Here is a 19,545-nt window from a genome sequence, read left to right on the forward strand (position 1 = left end):
ATACAATTCCTTTATGTTTCACTTCTTTCCTTTTCGCAATTGTTCTAGCGTTTCTTGGAAAACGATCGGCACTTCTGCTGTAAATTCCATGATTTTTCCCGTCTTAGGATGAGTAAATCCAAGCGTTCTGGCATGCAAAAATTGCCCATTCCCCTTCAAGGTTTTTCGTGGTCCATACACGCCATCCCCTGCTACCGGATGACCAATATAAGCCATGTGCACACGGATTTGGTGGGTACGACCTGTTTCTAATTGCAATTCTACTAAAGTATAATTCCCAAAGCGCTCTAAAACGTGAAAACGAGTGATTGCTGGTTTACCTTTAGCTGTAACAGCTTGCTTCTTGCGATCTTTTTCACTTCGCCCAATTGGTGCTTCAATAACACCTCTATCATTTGGCAAATTGCCATGCACAATAGCCCAATACTTCCGTAGAGATTTTTTAGCTTTTAATTCATCAGCCAGCTTGATATGGGCATCATCATTCTTAGCAATCATAAGCAAGCCTGATGTATCCTTATCAATCCGATGGACTATTCCAGGTCGCAAAACACCATTGATGCCAGATAAATCCTTGATATGATACAGGAGGGCATTGACCAGCGTACCGCTCGTATGTCCAGCGCTTGGATGTACCACCATCCCTTGAGCCTTATTTACGACTGCAACATCTTCATCTTGATAAACAATATCCAGTGGCAGATCTTCTGCAACGTATTCCATCGCTTCAGGTTCGGGCAATTCGTAAGTAATTACGTCACCCGCCTTAACAGCATATTTTGCTTTCTTCACTTGTCCATTGACTAAGATTTGCCCACTTTTGATTTGTTCATTAGCAAGGCTGCGGGATAATGGTGTCAGATTAGCAAGCGCCTTGTCCAACCTTATACCACTAATTTCTACCTTTACTTGCATTGTCTTCTTCCTTTAACATCATCACTACTAACACCATCACACCAATCGTCAGATAACAATCCGCTACATTAAAGATTGCAAAATTTATAAAATCCAGCTGAAACATATCCACGACAAAGCCTTGGCGCATGCGGTCAATAAAATTTCCAATCCCACCTGCAATAATCAAGCTCAAGCCAGACAGCAGCCAGAAAGAGCTTTTGATATGCTTGCACAAATACCAAATAGCTGCACCAATCACCACTAAAGTAATCACCGCAAACAACCACTGCTGGTTTTCTAAAATTGAAAATGCCGCACCTGTATTTCGCAAATAAGTCAAACTCAAAATTTTTGGAATGAAGGACTTTACTTCACCTAATTGAATGTTTTTGACAATTTCAAATTTTACCCATTGATCCAAAGCAATTAAGGCTACAATCACAATTGGCACCATCACTTTTCGTTTCATTTTTTACCTCTTTTTGCAAAATATTTTTCCATAACAGCAACAAAAGCTGCACCAATTGGTGAAAGCTCTACTTCTTCACGTTTAACATAAACCATGCGATTTTCCAAGTTGTCTTGTAATCGAATCACCGTAATGCCGTTTACGCTATTACTATCCAAAAATCCAGATCCTGTTGCATAAGCATCCGTCCGCTCTAAAATGCCATTCAAAGTGGCACGATCAGTTACATTAAACATCTGAGAACTGGCACTAGTATCCACAAAATTCTCTGAATAATAGAGATATTCATCCTTTTCCTGCGTAAAACGAACTGTCGGTAGATCTGTCAAATCTTCCATAGTAAGCTCCTCTTTCCCAGCTAAGGGGTGATCTGCCCGTAGATAGATATGCGTCTGAAAAGGAATCAAATCTATCACTTCTAGTCCCAATTTATCAATCCGCTGCATCATTCCTTTAGTATTTTGATTGTTCAGATAGATAATGCCAATCTCACTATGCCCCTGCGCCACTTCATCTAAAATCTGCACTGTTATGGATTCAAAAATTCGGAAATTCTTATCTTTTGGATAGCGTTTAGCAAATTCCGTTATCAGAGGCGGTAAGAAATCATAGTGCTGGCTAGCAATGGAAAATTCTGCTTTTTCTTCCTCTGGATTGACGTATTGATTTTGAAATACATCAAATCCCTTGACCAATTCTTGGGCTTTTTCGTAAAATTCCATCCCTCGACGTGTCAGAAATGTGCCACTGCTCGTTCTATGAAATATTTTAAAGCCCAACTCTTTTTCTAAATCTCGAACTGCAATGGACAAACTCGGCTGACTAACGTACATTTTCTCAGCCGCTTCACGAAAGGTGCCACTGTTGGCAATCGCTACAACATAACGCAGTTGTTGAATATTCATTCTTTTATCCTCTTTCAAGCGTTTTATCATTATACCATAAATCAAGGCATAACTAAACTGTCATACACTAAGGATTCAATAAAGGCATTCTCCTATTTTCCCTAGTATAACATTCTTGACACATCTTTATCACCTCTTGCTTGCTAACATAGGCGACTTCTGTCATCACTTGAAACCCTAATCGTTGGTAAAGTTTGTAAGCACCTGTATTTTCCTTGTCTACTACAATTTGGAATTTCAAATCATTCCGCTCATACACGTCATTCATTATTGCCGACATAAGATAAGAGCCTAGTCCTTGTCTCTGTAGCTCTTTTTTCACTGCTAGACCAAAGAAAAAATTGAAATCTGTGCTCATATCAACAGAGCAAGATGCAACGATTTGCCCATCTTTTTTCAATACAAACAAAAGAGTATTATCATCTAAAATAGCTTCACGTGCATAAGTGCGGCTACTTTCTAAAGGATTTCCAAACGCTTCTGCTTGGAAAGTTGCAATCTCTTCGACCAAGTCCAAATCTGCCAAAACAACTTCTAAACCCGCTCTCTTTTCTAAAGCAAATTGCCTGCGTGGCTGCTCCAGCCACAACTCAACATCTGTTATGTGAAATTGAAAATGCTCTAAAAAATTCAGGTGTTTGGTCAAAAAAGCTGTTTCTGTCACATAGTCAACTTCGGATAAATTGTATTGTGTCGCTACATTTGCAAATTCGCTTAGCAAAGCACGAGCAATTCCTTTGCGCCGATAGGCCGGTAACACATAGAGTGAAACGTCCGCTGTTTTCGGTTCATCAGCATAGACAGATAAATAACCTACCAACTCAGTTGCTTCATAGGCTAAGAAAAAAGCAGGCATATCTTTATCTACGTTGTAAGTCGTATCAAGATAGGGGGTACGATAGCTTCCATCTAGCTGATGACAATCTCTCGTAATTGCTAACAGTTGTTGGCGTTCTTTTTCTGTTACATTAGTTCTTTTTATAATATTCATCAATTCTCTCCTTAACTCTTTCATTATACCATAAAGACAAGGCGAAAACTTTGATAAAGAAGACCATTCAAGATAGTATGTAAAAATGAAACAGAGGGACAGGAACATAGCAAATGCAACACTTATTACACGACTAAAATGTTCAAAGAACAATGGCATTGCATTCAAAAAATGATAGAGGAAGAGCGCGACTGTATGGATATTCACCTAATTAGTCGCTGTTCACTCTAGTGTCGAGCGTGTCATTGAGTTGATGATTACCAAAAATCTCACCGAATGCCTCAACCATCCTTTGGACGACCTTGAAGTTCAAAAAGAGCGGTGAGGAAAACCTTATCAGACAAAATAATCTCAATAGCTTGGTTGTCTACTGAGGTTTATCTGTTTAAGGTATAAAATACGATTTAAACTATCGTTTCTCTTTAGACAATGGAACACACTCAATAGATAAAAGAAACTCTTAAAGAAGTATCAGCTTCGGGGAAAGAGCGAACTTGTTTACAGCTACGTTGGTAGAAAAGAGCATCTCGATATGGTATAATAAGACTAAAGGAGGCAAGTAAAAAATGGACTTATACAAAAAAGTGGAAGAAACCCTAAACAAGCTAAACATTCCATTTGAAATCGTAGAGCACGAACCAGCGCTTACAACCGAGCAAGCCGACAGCTTCATCGAAGGTATCGAGGGTGTCCGCACCAAAACCATGTTTCTTACTAATAAAAAGAAGACTGACTACTATTTACTCATTATGGACGACAAAAAACGCTTGGACATGGACTTGTTTAAAGAACTGGTCGGGGCCAATAAAATCCGCATGGCATCATCTGATAGTCTGTTTGAAAAAATGATGTTGCCAGCAGGTGTTGTTTCTCCTTTTGGATTGTTAAACAATGTAGACAAAGATATTCAAGTCTATTTTGACAAAGAAATCATGTCGGAAAAACGAATGAGTTTTCACCCCAATACCAATGAAAAAACACTCTTTTTAGACACAACGGACCTACTCAAATTCCTAGAAGCTATTGATTATGAGCCACATATTATTGAGTTATAGGTTGGGCAAAAACTCAATTTCTAGTCAAAATGAAGCAATAAACAAAAAAAGCTTAAAATCACCGTTTTTGATAACTTGATTTTAAGCTTTTTACTATTTTTGGAAGGTTTTTATTCAGTTTCTTTTTTCTTTTCTTATTCCACCTCGCCATGCCAGAAATTCATGCCCCCAGCTACATTGGTTACATCAAATTCTTGCGCACTTAAAAACTGACACGCAGCCGCAGAACGTGCGCCAGATTGGCAGATGACATAGTATTTCTCCTGCTGGCTGAGTTGTTTGTAGCTCGTCTCAAAAGTGCTTAATGGCAGATTTTTTGCCGTCAGCACGTGTCCCATTTGAAACTCATAACCTTCTCGCACATTAAGAATGGATAAGTTTTCTGTCTGATATTTTTTATAAAATTCAAGCAGGCATGCTGATGCTAGTTTCCATATTCTACTCCCTCTGGTTTTACCATTTTGTACAAGGCAAAGGCACCGTCTAGATTTTGAACAGAAAATCCTGCTTGTTTGAGAATGCGCTCGGCAATATAGCTACGAAGTCCGCTATGACAGCTCACGATATAATCCTGCGGCTTGTCTAACTCTCCTAAACGCTCACGCAATTCATTTAAAGGAATGTGAACCGTATCCACTTTCAAACGACCTTGTTGAAGCTCACTGGCCATCCGCACATCTAGGAACTTCTTACCAGCAGCTAGTTCATCTTCCAATTCATACCACTGGATATTGTCACTCAAACCTTCTACTAAGTTTAAGGCTGCATATCCCAGCATATTGACCGGATCTTTAGCAGAGCCAAACGGTGGCGCATAGGTAAATTCCAACTCTGGCAAATCAAAAATGGTTAGATTACCTTTGATGGCCGTTGCCAAAATATCAATCCTCTTATCAACGCCTTTTTTCCCAACACCTTGTGCACCATAAATTTTGCCACTTATTGGCTCAAAGAGGAGTTTCAAGGTCACATCAGTTGCACCCGGATAGTAGCCAGCATGATCCTTACCACTGACATGAATAACTTGATAAGGCAGGCCATTCATACGAAGAATGCGCTCGCTCAGCCCTGTTGAAGCTGCCGTCATGTCAAATACCCGAACGATAGCTGTACCAATGCTGCCTTTATTCTTGCGAGCTACTCCAGCAATCACATCCGCAACTTGGCGACCTTGACGATTGGCAGGCGAAGCCAATGAAATCAGTGCATCTTCTCCTGTAACTTCTTGCTTGACAACAATCGCATCGCCGACCGCATAAATATCAGGTTGACTGGTTTCATAACGCTTATTGACTAAGATACCGCCACGCAATCCCAACTCAATACCTGCTGTCTGTGCTAAAGCATTCTCTGGTTGCACCCCGACAGATAAAATGGTCACATCAGAAGCAATTTTTTGCCCATTCTCCAGCACAATGACCTTTCCCTTGTTCTCAAACCGCGTAGCAGACTGAGAAGTAACTACTTGAATGCCGTTTTTTAACAATTCAGTTTGAACAAAAGCAGTCATTTCTTCATCAAGCGATGGCAAAACATGCGGTGCTTTCTCCACAATCGTCACATTCAAACCACGCTTACGAAGATTTTCTGCCATTTCAAGCCCAATGAATCCAGCACCAATCACCACAGCTTCTTTTGGTTGTTTTTCCAAAGCCAACATAATCTTATCTAGATCAGGAACATTGCGTAAAGTATAGATATTTTCAGCTGTTTCCAAACCTTCAATCGGAGGTATAAATGGCTTTGCCCCCGGAGATAAAATCAACTTATCGTAACTCTCTGTAAATTCCTTTCCGTTATGCCGAACCGTCACCATATGTTGATCTGGTGAAATAGCCGTCACTTCATGAAAAGGTCGCACATCTAAACGAAACCGCGCCTTTAAACTTTCAGGCGTTTGTACTAACAAATCTTTCCGCTCAGCAATTTCCCCAGAAACATAGTAAGGCAGACCACAGTTCGCAAAGGAAACGAATGGTCCCTTTTCAAAAATAATAATTTCAGCGTCTTCCATTAGCCGTCTTAAACGCGTCGCCGCAGACATTCCACCCGCAACACCACCAACAATGATAATTTTCATTCAACTTCCTCCTTTATAGCTTTTAAACAATTTTTCCAATCTAAGCACTCATACCGCCTTGAACATTGACGACATCGTAACCTTTTTTCTTTAACTTTTTTGCTGCCGCTTTGAGTGACAAATGACATATATTGTCTCATTTATTTTCTATACACACCTCGTGATTTCATTGTGCAGAGCATTCTTTTCGTTCTTTATATAACCATTCCAATCTTCAAATGGCATTCGTACATCTACTAATTGAATCTTCTCTTTTTATTTTTTATCTAATTCTCTTGTAAATAAGTGAAATAACAGAAACTTTAATTATACCCTTACGAGGGTATAGTAAACTATAAACTACTTTTTTGTCAAGAATAGTGTTTCAATCTTTGTATAAAAAAAGAAGCCTTAGAAAATAGGCACTCTATGTTAATTGTGAAGCTTTTTCTTTCTACTGAATGAAACATTTTTGGATTTTTACAACATTTTATTTAAAAGAAAATCCCCCACCACTAGGTAAGGGATCTAAAATCTTTATTTCGCAATCGGATAAACAGAAACTTGTTTTTTATCGCGACCTTTGCGTTCAAAGCGTACAACGCCTTCTACTTTCGCAAACAAAGTGTCATCTCCACCGCGACCAACGTTTACACCTGGGTAGATGTGAGTTCCGCGTTGACGGTAAAGGATTGAGCCACCTGTAACAGTTTGACCGTCAGCTGCTTTAGCACCAAGACGTTTTGCTTGTGAATCACGTCCGTTAGACGTAGAACCTCCACCTTTTTTGTGGGCGAAAAGTTGCAAATTAGCAAGATTCATTTTCAACATAATGTTTTTCCTCCGTGTTAGTTTTCTGTGATAACTCTTGTCTGGACGAACTCAGCTGAGTTCTCCGATAAGTTTGCCACTCCTAAGAAGAATGATTCAAAGAAAAGTTGAGTCATTTCTCTTTGGTGAGATGGAATATCTGTAGGAATTTCTACTCGTAAAAATCCACCTTCTTCTTCGTTTAATTCTAAGATTGGTTCATAGCCTGCGAATTTTTCAATCGAATTGATAAAATTTATGGCAAGCGTAGAAACCGATGCACACACGACATCAAAGCCGTATTCGCCACTTTCGGCGTGTCCAGTAATTTCTGCACTCCTCAGCTCACCATCTTCGGCTCGTTCAAAGACTGCTTGTATCATGTGCTCTCCTTAAAAATTAAGCATTGATTGCATTGATGACAACCTTAGTATATGGTTGACGGTGACCTTGTTTACGATGGCTACCTTTTTTAGGTTTGTACTTGTAAGTAACAACCTTCTTTTGCTTTCCTTGTTTTTCAACAGTTCCAACAACAGTAGCTCCAGAAACAAGTGGGGTTCCGACAACAGTGTTCTCACCACCAACAAGAACAACTTCGTCAAATGTTACATCTTGACCAGCTTCAACGTCCAATTTTTCAACGTAAACTGCTTGACCAACTTCAACTTTAACTTGTTTGCCGCCAGTTTTAATGATTGCGTATGTGCTCATTATGCACCTCCTATAATTTTTAGGGTTTCCCCGAATTTTTGTGAAGACTCGCCTAGCATCGTGGGACGAACCACTTCTCTCTCACTAAGTGAGCACTACGATGTTCGTGCGGTTGCACAGGAATGTGCATAGTCAACTCTATAAGTATAGCACTTCTCTTCTCTTTTGACAAGCCTTTTTACCCAATGAAAACGAATTTTTATTAGATTTCAAGCATTTTATAGGTACCGTCTAACCTTCCTCATATAATCTCGATATGCTTGATCAAACTGAGTCAAACACCACCTCTCTTCAGAACGGATAATCCAGTGCCCTGACAGTTGGAAAATGATAAGAATGATAAAGAAAGTGAGCGACTTAGTCAACAAAGCCATTCCCAAAAAGCAAACAAAGTAAGCTACATACATGGGATTACGGGAATAGCGATAAAGACCCTTTGTATTCATGCCGTTTGCATCTGGTCTAGCGAAACCCCTCATACTGATAGCACACAAAGTCAAGCCAAGGAGGTAGATAGCCAATCCAGCATAAAAGAAAACAGAAAAATCAAACTTGATTTCAAGCAAAAAAGAAGTTATGAATAAGGTAGATTGCTCAATTGATAAATCACATAAGCTACCTTTTCTTTTCCTTGTACCGGTGCAAAATAAGCTGCGCGTGACAAAGCGCTTTTGCCGAAATGACTCAATAAAGGAAAACGAATCAGCAAAAAAGGAATTAAGAAAAAAACCGCAAACATAAACGTCACCTTCTCTCGCTTTTACAACAGCTCCTCAATCAGCTCGTCAACTTCATCAGTCTCTGCTTGTGGTCTGATTTCTGTAATCATGATGCCTGCAACGGCGCGTTCTACCAAACCTTCAACATCTAAGCGAGTCTCGTACTGCTCGGCATTCTTGATTTTCGGATTGGTTTTAGGCCTGTCTGGCGCAAAGATGGTACAACAATCCTCAAAAGGCTGGATAGAAACTTCAAAAGTATCAATTTTTTCAGCAATATCAATAATTTCTAACTTATCCATAGTTACAACTGGACGAATAATCGGAGTGTTTGTCACAGCATTGATTGCTTGCATACTCTCTAGCGTTTGGCTGGCAACTTGACCAAGACTTTCTCCGTTGATGATAACAAGCCCACCGCGTTCTTCACGAATGCGATCCGTGATCCGCATCATAAAACGACGAGTTAAGGTCATAAGATAAGCTTCTGGCGCTTTCGCTTTGATTTCTTCTTGAATTTCCGTAAATGGTACTTCGATAAATTGAATATTTCCACCAAATTTAGTTAATTTGCGTGTCAAATCCTGCGCTTTTTTGAGAGCACCTGGACTTGTATAAGGCGGGCTCGCAAAGTGAACCGCTTCAATATCCACTCCACGTTTAAGTGCTAGATAGCCCGCAACCGGTGAGTCAATCCCGCCTGACAACATCAGCATGCCTTTTCCGGATGTCCCGACAGGAAGCCCGCCTGCTCCACGGATTGTTTCATAAGACAAATAAGCTGCTTCCTCACGTATTTCCACTTGTAGAGTAATATCTGGCGCTTTCATCTTGACTTGAACATGTGAGATGGCATCAAACACGGCATTTCCAAGAGTTTGATTTAGCTCACGACTATCCAATTCAAAATTGTGGTCGCTACGTTTGCTGGCAATCTTAAACGTCATTCCCTCTTTATAAATTTCTTTCATAATTGTCTGTACTGCTTCAACCAAAGCAGGAACTGACTTCTCAACTTTATAAGACGGAGAAAAATTTTGAATCCCAAAAATTTGTTTGAGGGATTCTGCGACTGGTTGATAAGCCGTTCCATGAAGATAGACATGTGCGCGATCTCGATCTGCTTTCACATGAACCTCTGGATAAATAGACAGGACTGCTTGCATATTGCGTTTCAATTTGTTAATGAAGCGCATTCGATTTTTTCCTTTAGTTGAAAGCTCGCCATAGCGAATCATAATTTCTGAATATTCCATTGTTTACCTTACTTTTCTAGTTTTTTCATAAATGATTTTGAACGTTGTTAGAAATTGCTCCATCTGACTCATATCATTCTCTGCATCCAGACTGATACGAATAGCCGTCTGAGCTAGGGATTTTTCAACACCCATGGCTATCAAAGTTCCAGCTGGTTTGCCCGCTTTAGAGGAACAAGCACTCGTAGTAGAGATATAAATGTCATACTCTTCAAAAGCATGAACTACCACTTCACCTCGTACGCCTTTAATTCCGAAAGTCAAAATATGGGGTGCAAAATTTTCTATTCCTGAAAAAATTGTTACATCAGGGTATTTAGCTAGCTCTTCTAGGATAATCCCTTTCATCTTGGCTGTCTGTGTAGTGAAGGATCCCAGATTTTCTATAGATAAACGCAAAGCTTTTGCCATTGCTGCAATACCAGCCAGATTTTCAGTCGTAGAACGCTTATCTGATTCTTGACCACCACCATTCAATAGCGGACAAATTTTCTTGCCAGATTTGATATAGACAAATCCAACACCACGTAAACCATGAAATTTATGACTAGAAAACGTCGCAAAGTCCACTCGCTCTGTCACATAATCTTCTGTCGGAATCTTTGCTATTGCTTGAACCGCATCCACATGAAAAGAAACTGTTGGCCTGTCCGCTAAAAGCTTTGAAATAGCTTTAATCGGCTGAATAGAACCGATTTCATTGTTGATAGCCATCACAGAAACTAAAGTCGTATCCGGTCTGATTAGTTTTGCTAATTTTTCAACCTCTACAAAACCTTTGTTATCAACAGGTGCAAAGTCTACTTCAAAGCCTTGCTTTTTCAGCCAGAGTGCAGATTCTTTCACTGCTGGATGCTCAATATCAGATACAATGACATGCTTGCCATAGCGTGCTTTTTCAAAAGCCACACCCTTGATAACCCAATTATCTCCTTCTGTCCCTCCAGACGTAAAAAAAATCTCCTGAGAAGATTTACCTAAAAGACCTGCAATCTGCTTGCGTGATGCATCTAACAAGCGCGTTGCTTGACTACCCAAACTATGAAGGCTGGAAGGGTTCCCCCAGATTTTTGAAGCAACTTCCGTATAAGTAGCCAAAGCCTCTGGGTAAGGCTTTGTAGTTGCCGAATTATCTAAATAAATCATCTTAAACCTCTATATTTCAATACCCTTATTGTAACATGAAATAGAAATAGGGACAACAGAGAAAGTCGTAAATAAAAGCTCTCTAAGCGGAAAACTTAGAGAGATAACAATTATATTATTTTCTTAGTAGTCATAAAATTCATGTAAAAGAACAGATAATTCCTGTTGTTGTTCAATAAGGCTTTGTCCGATTGTCGTTGATTTTATCAAGGTTCGCTCGCGAACGTGCTCAATTACTCTCTTCAAGGAAGATAAATCTAAAGCTTCCTCAATCATTTTTTGGACATTTTGAAAAGGTTGATGTGTCACAATCTGGAAACCATAAGAATTATTAAGCAAGGAATAGCCAGCAATTCCTGTTTTCTTTTGATAGGCTTCGCACAAACCACCATCAATAACGAACAGCATTCCTTCACCTCGAATCGGTGATTCTCCCTTCAGCGTTTTCACAGGTGTATGCCCATTTACAATCCTAGAATCTTCAGAAACGAGACCGAATTCTTCTAAAATCAACTTGCAAATCTTAGCAGAATTTCGATAGGAAAAATAAGGATTTTCCTTTTCAATATGCGTTTCCTTATCCTCGATAAAGTAACGCTCCAAGGTGGTCATCTTGTCCTTGCCAAACAAAGGAGATAATTTGCCATTCCAACAATACCAGATAAGGTCGGTTGAAAAGTCATCTTGGATGTCTGGATTTTTAGAACTTTCTCGGATGTGGTATTCAAAAAACTCGAGTAATTCTTTACCAGTATAGCGAATTTCATTGATCTGCAAAGGTTCAAAGTCTCCGGATTCTCCCAAAGGAATGCAACCATGAAAGAGAAGATGATTATTATAAATCTTATACATAGAACCCTTTTTCATCAAAAAAGAAATGTGACTCTTGAGTTGAAGAGAATGTTGGAAAGAATCCAGCAAAGTAGCAACCACTTCTTCTTCCTCATCCGTTAATTCCTCTGGCTTTTGGGGATTAATCGTTTGAAAACAAGTATTAGCTAAGAAATGCTTCTTTCCTCCAACTAAAATACTCTCTTCCCAATAATCAATCTTATCAAGCGTCACATTTTGAGCCATATCAAACTCTGGTCGCCTTTGAATAAGCTGGCTTTCCAATTTAAACTGGATGATCGCTAATGCTTGGTGGATTTTTTCCAACTGGAGAATTTCTTTCGGAGCATAACTATCGCTTCTTTTGCCTAAGTTAGGTTTAAACTTTGCATTTTCAGAATAAGTCTTTTCTGCAAAGAGAACGAGCGATCTTAGATTAAGACCATAAGCTCGTTCAATATCGTAAAGATACCCATATCTAGCAGCTATTCGCAAAAGAGTAAGCAAACATTCTTTCGATCCAAAAAAAGCTCCCATCCAGATGATGTCGTGGTTTCCCCATTGGAGATCAACAGAATGATAAGCCATGAGTTCATTCATCACTTTATCCGCTGCCGCTCCACGGTCAAAAATATCACCAACTATATGAAGATGATCAATAATTAACTGCCGAATTACCTTTGAGAGAGCCAAGATAAATGCATTTGCCTCACCCAAGTCTATCAAATAGTTTTGAATTGTTTCAAAATAAATATTGTTATCTGGCAGATTTCGATCAGTATAAAGCAATTCCTCCATAATGTAAGTATATTGTGGTGGCAAAGCTTTCCTTACTTTAGAGCGTGTGTACTTGGCTGCTACAAACGCGAGCAAAGTAAATAAATTTTGAATGATTCTTCCATACCAGTTTTTATCTTTCAACGGATAAAGGAAGTCATCATTCAAAACTTCCTGAGGATATGCAATCAGCAAGGTCAGCTTATCTTTTTCCGCTTTTGCTAATCCTTCTCCAAAGCAGTCGTTGATTTTTTCGTTCAAATTTCCTGCACAGGTTCTTAGGATATAATCAAAAGCTTCAAACTCACCATGAATATCGCTAAGGTAAAGTTCTGTTCCTTTGGGTAAATTCAAAATAGCTTCCAGATTGATTAACTCTGTGATAACTTTTTGCTTGGAATCAAACTCTTTTAATAATATTCGTTTGTATTGCTCCATTCGTTCACCTCGTTTACATACACCACATCAACTCTTTAATCCTTCGTTGAAGCCAGAGACTTCAAATGTTCTTCAATAATACACGCTGTCTCTTCAATGGATTTATCGGTAATATTGATAATGTAGCTCTGATATTTTTGGAAAACCTTCTTAGAGTAGTCCAATTCTTCATAAATTTTTTCTACATCTGTATAGCTTGTAGCTTGTGTCAAACCGAGAGCATCCAAACGATTGCTTCTTATTTTGGATAATTTATCTGGATCGCAAACTAGTCCAATCATCCTTCTTTTATCTACCTTATCTAAAATTTGTGGCAGCGGAACTTCAGGAATCAAAGGAAGATTTGATACTTTGTAACCTTTATTCGCTAAATAAATACTAAGCGGTGTCTTCGATGTTCGAGAAACTCCTAGAATTACAAGGTCTGACTCCAAAAAACCTTGTGGATTCTTACCATCATCATATTTAACAGCAAATTCAATAGCAGATATTTTGTTGAAATACTCCTTATCCAAACGGTGGAGAACTCCAGGAACCTCAATCGGTTGAGTGCCTGTTTTTTTCTTGATAACCTCAAAGAATGGATTCATCAAATCTAGGTAAGACAACTGATTGACTCTGCTAAATTCCCTCGCAGTGGCTGCTAAATGACTATCTACCAAGGTACTGATTACAATTGCATCATCTTTGATAGCATCCTGCAAAATATCTAACAATTCAGATTCCTTATTAATAAATGGGAATCGATAACTATTATTGAAAACCAAATCTGGGTATTGAGCCATGACGGCTGATACTAACTTTTGGGACGTTCCTCCCAAAGAATCAGAAATAGTGTAAATAGTAATCTCTTTTTTCATGAAAACTCCTTTTTATCGGTTTACTTCTGCATTTCTTGCTTCTTGAATAATAAAGTTCAATAAAGTCGACTTGGTAATTGTTCCAATTATGTGTCCTTCATTTCGGTCATCCACAACAGGTAGTGAATCAATGGCGAAATCCTGTAAAAGCGCTGCAGCTTCAAGAATATTCAAATCCTTATGACAGGTTTTAATATGTGGCATTCTCGTCATACAAACGGCTACTGGTGTCACGTTTATATTAGCATTTAGTGCAGCTCTTAATAAATCTTTTCGCGATAAAATACCTAGTAATTTCTTTTCTTCATCTATCACATAGAGAACATCCGCATCATACATAAATAATGTAATGATGGCATCTTGAATAAACGAATCATGTGAAACCAATACAGGAGAGGTCATTACATCCTCTATTTTCTTCTGAAACGTATCAAAGAAAAAGAGCGTTTCCAAATCAGAACCAGAATATGTATAGCCAACTTTCGGGGTTGCTTTTAAAATTCCTACTAAAGTTAAAAAAGATAAATCAGACCGCAAAGTTGCCCTAGATACATCTAACAGCTCTGATATTTTTTCTCCGCTGACTGGTTGATTCTTTTTTACAATTTCTACAATCTCTTTTTGTCGCTGCGATAATTTCAATTGTTACTCCTTTTCAAAACTCTAAGCTTTAATAATCAACATTATGTGTCATATTATAACAAATAAATCCAAAATGTCAATATTTTTTATCTATTGTTTTCTGTTGACAAACATATATGCTGTATATTAAAATGTATTTGTCGTTTATTATGACGCATATTTAACAAATTGGAGGCAAAAATGGATAAATGGATTTATTCCTTTAACGAAGAACGCGCTGGCGACAAAGCATTGCTTGGTGGTAAAGGGGCTAATTTGGCAGAAATGACTCATTTAGGACTCCCTGTGCCAGAAGGCTTTACAATTACAACTCAAAGTTGTCTACGCTATTTAGAAACTCCTTCCTTTTTTGAATCTATTTTAAAAAAGGAAATTTTGAAAGCGATTACTACTTTGGAATCCCAAACTAATAAATTTTTTATGGGAAATGAATCTTCACTTCTACTGGTCTCTGTTCGTAGCGGTGCAAAAATTTCTATGCCTGGTATGATGGATACGATTCTCAATCTTGGTCTAAATGACTTGCGTGTTCAGACTTTAGCAGACACAACAAATGCCAATTTCGCTTACAATTGTTATAGACGTTTATTGCAGATGTTTGCAGATGTCGTCTATGGTATTCCAAAAGAAGAATTTGACCGCTGCTTAGCAAAGACCGAAAAACAATTGAATAAAACAGTCAACAACTTCTCAAAAGAAGAGCATCAAACACTGATTCAACAGTATAAAGAAGTCTATCAAGAACACTATCAAAATTTTCCACAAAACCCTAAAGAACAGCTCTATGCTGCTATTAAAGCTGTGTTTAAATCATGGAATAATCCACGTGCTAAAGTTTACCGTGAACTAAACCACATTCCACACGATTTAGGTACTGCAGTCAACGTGCAGAGTATGGTTTTTGGAAACAGCGACCAGAACAGTGGAACGGGTGTCGTTTTCACAAGAAATCCTGCCACTGGTGAGCATCACTTATTTGGTGAATTTCTGATTAATGCTCAAGGAGAAGATGTCGTCGCTGGTATTCGTACCCCAGAACCCATTGATGCTCTTAAGCGAATACTACCACAAGCCTATGATAACTTTTGTAATTATGCCAAGGTTCTTGAACAACATTACAAAGATATGCAAGATATTGAATTTACCATTGAAAAAGAGAAACTGTACATCCTGCAGACTCGAAATGGGAAGCGTACTGCTAAAGCAAGCTTAAAAATCGCTTTGGATTTAGTCGATGAAAAAATGATTTCAAAAGAAGAAGCTCTCCTACGAGTCAGTCCTTCTGCTATTAACCAACTAATCCACCCTGTTTTTGAAGAATCTGCTTTGAAATCAGCTCATTGTTTGACTCAAGGACTTCCTGCTAGTCCTGGCGCAGCAACAGGAGAAATTGTCTTTACCGCCGAGCGGGCTAAAGAACTTCATGCACTAGGGAAAAAGGTTATTTTGGTTCGCCAAGAAACTTCTCCCGAGGATATTGAAGGAATGGTGGTCAGTCAAGCAATTGTGACTAGTCACGGCGGAATGACTTCTCATGCTGCCGTTGTAGCTCGTGGTATGGGGACTTGTTGTGTCGTAGGATGTGGTGAATTATCTATCAATGAATACGATAAAACAATTGTATGCGCCAATACAATCCTAAAAGAAGGGGATATCATTTCTGTAGATGGTACTTCCGGCAAACTCTACACGGACAGTATTTCAACTACTATGATTGACAACAATGACGAATTACAGTTGTTTCTTTCCTGGGCAGACGAAATTGCTCAACTGAGCGTTCGAGCAAATGCAGAAACGATTCAAGATTTAAAAACAGCTATACAATTTGGTGCCAAAGGAATTGGTCTTGCTCGCACAGAGCACATGTTCTTTGGTGAAAAACGAATTTTAGAAATGCGCAGATTGATTTTATCAAACGACGAAGCAGAAACAAACTCCGCTTTAAAGAAACTCTTGGCTTTCCAAGAAGAGGATTTCTATCAAATGTTTCAAACAATCCAGAATAAAGCTATGATTATCCGTTTGTTAGATCCTCCTATGCATGAATTTCTACCAAAGAATAAATCGGAAATTGAGCAATTAGCTGAAAAACTACAAATCTCTGCTGAGACATTAACACAGAAAATTGCCTCTCTGCAAGAAACAAATCCAATGTTAGGACATCGTGGCTGTCGTTTGGGAATTACACAACCTGAAATTTATAAAATGCAAGTAGAGGCTATTTTCAATAGTGCCATTCAGTTAGTAAAAGAAGGCATGGTTATTAAGCCAGAAATTATGATTCCTTTAATCGCAGAAAAGTCAGAGTTGCTGTTAATTAAAGCCTTTCTTTGCCAACATATTGATAGTATTTTCAAGAAACATCATATGCAGCCATTTCCTTATGAAATTGGTACAATGATTGAATTACCACGTGCTTGTTTCATAGCGGATCAGCTAGCCAAGGAAGCAGACTTCTTTAGCTTTGGTACCAATGATTTGACGCAGATGACCTATGGTTTTTCTCGTGATGACATTGGCAAATTTATTCAGCATTATAAACAGAAAGAAATTATGTTGTTTGATCCTTTCCAAACTATTGACCAGACTGGAGTTGGGGAACTCATGAAAATAGCCATTTCGAAAGCCCATCAAGTGAATCCAAATCTCCCAATTGGAGTTTGTGGTGAAGTCGGAGGAGATCCTGCTTCTATTCCATTCTTCCAAAATATTGGCATTACTTATGTTTCTTGTTCGCCTTATCGTGTACCTGCCGCACGATTAGCCGTTGCACAAGCAACTATTTCCTAGTCCTTCTTTATAATTACATCAGCTCTTTTCATCTGACAACAAGGACAGATAAAGATTGAGCTGATTTTTTTATCCTTCTAGTAGAAAATTACATTTGCTTTCAAACGCTTTACACATAATTTTCAACCTTTCAAATTTTTTTAAGACAATTTTAAATAAAGAAGGTATAATGAAAATGAGAAAGGAGATTATCAATTTACCATGGAAAATTATTCTCGAAAAAATAAAATTTCGACTACTAAAGAAGAAAAAACACCTACCCGCCACCATATCAAAAAGGGACTCTCTGCTTTTCAGAAGACCCTTGCTACAATTGGGAGTATTCTTGGAATTATCACTGCTACAATCACAATCATGACTTTCATGAATAATAATAAATCTAGTAATAAACCAAAGAGTAGTCAGACGACACAAACAACCATTATCAAAGAAATTCAAAAGAAGACAACAGTCGAAAAATCGAAGGCTAACGACACGAATACGACTAGTCAAGGTCAAACAGAAACAAGTAGTGCTAGTTCTGACACTAAACAATCCAGCAATACATCAAGTAATACTAGTTCTAGCCAAACTAGTACAAGTAATAATAGTAATGGCAAGGATACAACAACATCATCAAGTTCTAGCAATTAAAAAAAAACGGAAGCGTAACAACAACCATCAGACCAATGTCGAGAAGTTGTTCAAGCTTCCGTTTTTTCTTAGATTAGGCCCTCCAAAAGCCCTTTCATAAAGTTTTCAGAGTTAAATGCTCCAATATCGTCAATTTTTTCTCCGAATCCAATCAGTTTAACTGGAATATCAAGTTCTTGGCGAATCGCAAGAACGACACCACCACGTGCAGTTCCATCAATTTTTGTCAAGACAATCCCCGTTACTGGCGTAATCTTTGAAAATTCCTTCGCCTGAACGAGGGCATTTTGTCCCGTCGAAGCGTCCAGAGCTAAGAAAGTTTCATGTGGTGCAGCGGGATCCACCCGTTTAATAATTCGTCCAATTTTTTCCAACTCTGCCATGAGATTATCTTTGTTTTGCAAACGTCCAGCTGTATCAATCATGAGAATATCTACATTTTCAGCCTTTGCTTGCTCCATGCCATCATAAACAACGCTGGCTGGATCACTCTTTTCTGGACCTGTCACAACAGGAACATCTACTCGACGCCCCCATTCTACCAGTTGAGCAACAGCTCCAGCTCGGAAAGTATCTGCTGCAACCAACATGACTTTCTTACCAGCTTGTTTATATTTATAAGCCAATTTCCCAATGGAAGTGGTCTTTCCAACTCCATTCACACCCACAAAAAGCATAACTGTCAGACCGTCTTGTAAATTGATTTTTTCGTTAAATTGACCATCTTTCTCATAAATGTCTACTAACTTTTCAATGATGACTCGACGAAGAATGTCTGGCTTTTTAGCATTTTCAAGGCGAGCTTCTTGGCGTAATTCCTCAGCCAGATTGGAAGCAACTTGCACTCCGACGTCACTAGTAATCAAGAGTTCTTCTAACTCTTCAAAAAATTCCTCATCTACAGAACGGAAAGCTGCAAAGAAAGCATTAAGGCGAGCTCCAAATCCTGTCCGTGTCTTTTTGAGACTGCGGTCATACTTCTCCTGAACAGTTTCTTCCTGAATCGATGCTCCCCCTTCAATTGGTTCACTCCCAACTTTCTCCACCGTAGTAGATGCTTTTGAACTGGATACTACGGCCATTTGTCCCAGTTTTTCTTGTTCTGTTTGTAGGCGCCTAGCATCCGATGGATGTTCCTGTAAAACTGTAACAGCACCTGCTTGCTGGGTTGGAGTCTGAGAAACAGCGTTTTCCTTGTTTACGGGTTGTGAATCTGCCATTTCACTTTGCAATGCATTGCTTTCTGGAACTTGTGAATCACTTTCATCTGACTCTATCCTTGCTTCTGTCTCGGCTGTTTCCGAATCTATTTCTCCTACTTTTTCTTGAATGGTTTCAAGACGCGTTTTATCCTCAGCAAGCCGTTCTTTGAGTTCTGTCTGGAGCTTTTGTTCATCTAGATTCTCAGATTGGACATTCCCTATAGAAGCCTTTTCTGCTTCTAGGTTCTTTCTTTGGTTATCCTCCGATACGACTTCTACAGGTTCTTCAGGAACATTTTCAACTGGTTTTTCTTCTTTTTGGCGACCAAAAAGGCGATTAAATAACCCCAT

Annotated in this window: 18 protein-coding genes, 3 pseudogenes and 1 other annotated feature; of the genes and pseudogenes, 4 read left to right on the top strand and 17 right to left on the bottom strand. The window is 38.7% G+C overall.

What is annotated here, in order from left to right; all coding sequences use genetic code 11:
* Nucleotides 1–18 precede the first annotated feature (18 nt).
* The 4 genes from PCY10_RS03320 to PCY10_RS03335 all read right to left on the bottom strand — a co-directional run bounded on the left by PCY10_RS03320 (nucleotide 19) and on the right by PCY10_RS03335 (nucleotide 3,262).
* Entirely contained in the window at nucleotides 19–915 is an 897-nt protein-coding gene (locus tag PCY10_RS03320; protein ID WP_301558822.1) for an RluA family pseudouridine synthase, read from the bottom strand.
* Complete coding sequence (lspA, locus tag PCY10_RS03325; protein ID WP_301558823.1) at nucleotides 893–1,366, bottom strand: signal peptidase II; 474 nt, start codon at nucleotides 1,364–1,366, stop codon at nucleotides 893–895. Before lspA ends, PCY10_RS03320 begins: the two co-directional genes overlap by 23 nt.
* The gene (locus tag PCY10_RS03330) at nucleotides 1,363–2,271 is read right to left on the bottom strand and encodes a LysR family transcriptional regulator (protein WP_301558824.1); all 909 of its coding nucleotides are present in this window, start codon (nucleotides 2,269–2,271) and stop codon (nucleotides 1,363–1,365) included. Before PCY10_RS03330 ends, lspA begins: the two co-directional genes overlap by 4 nt.
* Nucleotides 2,272–2,338: 67 nt before the next feature.
* Nucleotides 2,339–3,262 carry a GNAT family N-acetyltransferase gene (locus tag PCY10_RS03335; protein ID WP_301558825.1) on the bottom strand — a complete coding sequence of 308 codons (924 nt, stop codon included), beginning with the start codon at nucleotides 3,260–3,262 and terminating at the stop codon, nucleotides 2,339–2,341.
* Between the two features lie 106 nt (nucleotides 3,263–3,368).
* On the opposite strand from PCY10_RS03335, the pseudogene PCY10_RS03340 reads away from it, so the two are divergent.
* Both PCY10_RS03340 and PCY10_RS03345 read left to right on the top strand, forming a co-directional pair.
* A pseudogene (locus PCY10_RS03340) lies at nucleotides 3,369–3,587 on the top strand (metal-sensing transcriptional repressor).
* 241 nt (nucleotides 3,588–3,828) lie between these two features.
* Nucleotides 3,829–4,317 carry a prolyl-tRNA synthetase associated domain-containing protein gene (locus tag PCY10_RS03345; protein ID WP_301558826.1) on the top strand — a complete coding sequence of 163 codons (489 nt, stop codon included), beginning with the start codon at nucleotides 3,829–3,831 and terminating at the stop codon, nucleotides 4,315–4,317.
* Nucleotides 4,318–4,451: 134 nt separating this feature from the next.
* On the opposite strand, the gene PCY10_RS03350 is transcribed toward PCY10_RS03345, so the two are convergent.
* The 12 genes and pseudogenes from PCY10_RS03350 to PCY10_RS03405 form a co-directional block, all read right to left on the bottom strand.
* Entirely contained in the window at nucleotides 4,452–4,730 is a 279-nt protein-coding gene (locus tag PCY10_RS03350) for a rhodanese-like domain-containing protein (protein ID WP_301558893.1), read from the bottom strand.
* An 11-nt stretch (nucleotides 4,731–4,741) separates the two neighbouring features.
* Nucleotides 4,742–6,397, bottom strand: coding sequence for an FAD-dependent oxidoreductase (locus tag PCY10_RS03355; protein ID WP_301558827.1), 1,656 nt, complete (start codon nucleotides 6,395–6,397; stop codon nucleotides 4,742–4,744).
* A 40-nt stretch (nucleotides 6,398–6,437) separates the two neighbouring features.
* Nucleotides 6,438–6,643 (bottom strand): annotated as a pseudogene (locus tag PCY10_RS03360) (rhodanese-like domain-containing protein).
* Between the two features lie 270 nt (nucleotides 6,644–6,913).
* Nucleotides 6,914–7,207: a 50S ribosomal protein L27 gene (rpmA, locus tag PCY10_RS03365; protein WP_003032879.1), complete on the bottom strand. Its 294-nt coding sequence runs from the start codon at nucleotides 7,205–7,207 to the stop codon at nucleotides 6,914–6,916.
* Nucleotides 7,208–7,224: 17 nt separating this feature from the next.
* Nucleotides 7,225–7,569 (bottom strand): ribosomal-processing cysteine protease Prp, encoded by a 345-nt coding sequence (locus PCY10_RS03370; RefSeq protein ID WP_003072954.1) that lies wholly within the window; start codon nucleotides 7,567–7,569, stop codon nucleotides 7,225–7,227.
* 16 nt (nucleotides 7,570–7,585) lie between these two features.
* Nucleotides 7,586–7,900, bottom strand: a complete 315-nt coding sequence (rplU, locus tag PCY10_RS03375) for a 50S ribosomal protein L21 (RefSeq protein WP_003024987.1) — start codon at nucleotides 7,898–7,900, stop codon at nucleotides 7,586–7,588.
* Nucleotides 7,901–7,934: 34 nt separating this feature from the next.
* Nucleotides 7,935–8,024, bottom strand: a sequence feature (ribosomal protein L21 leader region).
* A 94-nt stretch (nucleotides 8,025–8,118) separates the two neighbouring features.
* Nucleotides 8,119–8,639 (bottom strand): annotated as a pseudogene (locus tag PCY10_RS03380) (isoprenylcysteine carboxylmethyltransferase family protein).
* Nucleotides 8,640–8,660: 21 nt separating this feature from the next.
* Complete coding sequence (gene thiI, locus PCY10_RS03385; RefSeq protein WP_301558828.1) at nucleotides 8,661–9,875, bottom strand: tRNA uracil 4-sulfurtransferase ThiI; 1,215 nt, start codon at nucleotides 9,873–9,875, stop codon at nucleotides 8,661–8,663.
* A 3-nt stretch (nucleotides 9,876–9,878) separates the two neighbouring features.
* The gene (locus tag PCY10_RS03390; protein ID WP_125395743.1) at nucleotides 9,879–11,021 is read right to left on the bottom strand and encodes a cysteine desulfurase family protein; all 1,143 of its coding nucleotides are present in this window, start codon (nucleotides 11,019–11,021) and stop codon (nucleotides 9,879–9,881) included.
* Between the two features lie 123 nt (nucleotides 11,022–11,144).
* Nucleotides 11,145–13,067: a fructose-1,6-bisphosphatase gene (locus PCY10_RS03395; protein WP_301558829.1), complete on the bottom strand. Its 1,923-nt coding sequence runs from the start codon at nucleotides 13,065–13,067 to the stop codon at nucleotides 11,145–11,147.
* Nucleotides 13,068–13,102: 35 nt separating this feature from the next.
* A complete protein-coding gene (locus PCY10_RS03400) occupies nucleotides 13,103–13,927 on the bottom strand; it encodes a pyruvate, water dikinase regulatory protein (protein ID WP_003072965.1) in 825 nt (274 codons plus the stop codon).
* A gap of 12 nt (nucleotides 13,928–13,939) precedes the next feature.
* The gene (locus tag PCY10_RS03405; protein WP_020998728.1) at nucleotides 13,940–14,569 is read right to left on the bottom strand and encodes a CBS domain-containing protein; all 630 of its coding nucleotides are present in this window, start codon (nucleotides 14,567–14,569) and stop codon (nucleotides 13,940–13,942) included.
* Between the two features lie 180 nt (nucleotides 14,570–14,749).
* Here PCY10_RS03405 and ppdK point away from each other — a divergent pair, with 180 nt between their 5' ends.
* Nucleotides 14,750–17,359, top strand: coding sequence for a pyruvate, phosphate dikinase (gene ppdK, locus PCY10_RS03410; RefSeq protein WP_301558830.1), 2,610 nt, complete (start codon nucleotides 14,750–14,752; stop codon nucleotides 17,357–17,359).
* A 201-nt stretch (nucleotides 17,360–17,560) separates the two neighbouring features.
* Nucleotides 17,561–17,992: a DUF6556 family protein gene (locus tag PCY10_RS03415; protein ID WP_301558831.1), complete on the top strand. Its 432-nt coding sequence runs from the start codon at nucleotides 17,561–17,563 to the stop codon at nucleotides 17,990–17,992.
* Nucleotides 17,993–18,060: 68 nt separating this feature from the next.
* Here the strand turns inward: PCY10_RS03415 and ftsY are convergent, their stop codons facing one another.
* The gene (gene ftsY / locus PCY10_RS03420) at nucleotides 18,061–19,545 is read right to left on the bottom strand and encodes a signal recognition particle-docking protein FtsY (protein WP_301558832.1); all 1,485 of its coding nucleotides are present in this window, start codon (nucleotides 19,543–19,545) and stop codon (nucleotides 18,061–18,063) included.

This window comes from Streptococcus sp. SI1, assembly GCF_030439945.1.
Taxonomy (GTDB): domain Bacteria; phylum Bacillota; class Bacilli; order Lactobacillales; family Streptococcaceae; genus Streptococcus; species Streptococcus intermedius.

Bases quoted from the DNA above. Each gene is read 5' to 3' on its own strand.
- PCY10_RS03395 (WP_301558829.1), bottom strand. From the start codon at position 13,067: ATGGAGCAATACAAACGAATATTATTAAAAGAGTTTGATTCCAAGCAA.
- ppdK (WP_301558830.1), top strand. From the start codon at position 14,750: ATGGATAAATGGATTTATTCCTTTAACGAAGAACGCGCTGGCGACAAA.
- rplU (WP_003024987.1), bottom strand. From the start codon at position 7,900: ATGAGCACATACGCAATCATTAAAACTGGCGGCAAACAAGTTAAAGTT.
- lspA (WP_301558823.1), bottom strand. From the start codon at position 1,366: ATGAAACGAAAAGTGATGGTGCCAATTGTGATTGTAGCCTTAATTGCT.
- PCY10_RS03390 (WP_125395743.1), bottom strand. From the start codon at position 11,021: ATGATTTATTTAGATAATTCGGCAACTACAAAGCCTTACCCAGAGGCT.
- ftsY (WP_301558832.1), bottom strand. From the start codon at position 19,545: ATGGGGTTATTTAATCGCCTTTTTGGTCGCCAAAAAGAAGAAAAACCA.
- PCY10_RS03400 (WP_003072965.1), bottom strand. From the start codon at position 13,927: ATGAAAAAAGAGATTACTATTTACACTATTTCTGATTCTTTGGGAGGA.
- PCY10_RS03345 (WP_301558826.1), top strand. From the start codon at position 3,829: ATGGACTTATACAAAAAAGTGGAAGAAACCCTAAACAAGCTAAACATT.
- PCY10_RS03320 (WP_301558822.1), bottom strand. From the start codon at position 915: ATGCAAGTAAAGGTAGAAATTAGTGGTATAAGGTTGGACAAGGCGCTT.
- PCY10_RS03330 (WP_301558824.1), bottom strand. From the start codon at position 2,271: ATGAATATTCAACAACTGCGTTATGTTGTAGCGATTGCCAACAGTGGC.
- PCY10_RS03355 (WP_301558827.1), bottom strand. From the start codon at position 6,397: ATGAAAATTATCATTGTTGGTGGTGTTGCGGGTGGAATGTCTGCGGCG.
- rpmA (WP_003032879.1), bottom strand. From the start codon at position 7,207: ATGTTGAAAATGAATCTTGCTAATTTGCAACTTTTCGCCCACAAAAAA.
- thiI (WP_301558828.1), bottom strand. From the start codon at position 9,875: ATGGAATATTCAGAAATTATGATTCGCTATGGCGAGCTTTCAACTAAA.
- PCY10_RS03370 (WP_003072954.1), bottom strand. From the start codon at position 7,569: ATGATACAAGCAGTCTTTGAACGAGCCGAAGATGGTGAGCTGAGGAGT.
- PCY10_RS03415 (WP_301558831.1), top strand. From the start codon at position 17,561: ATGGAAAATTATTCTCGAAAAAATAAAATTTCGACTACTAAAGAAGAA.
- PCY10_RS03335 (WP_301558825.1), bottom strand. From the start codon at position 3,262: ATGAATATTATAAAAAGAACTAATGTAACAGAAAAAGAACGCCAACAA.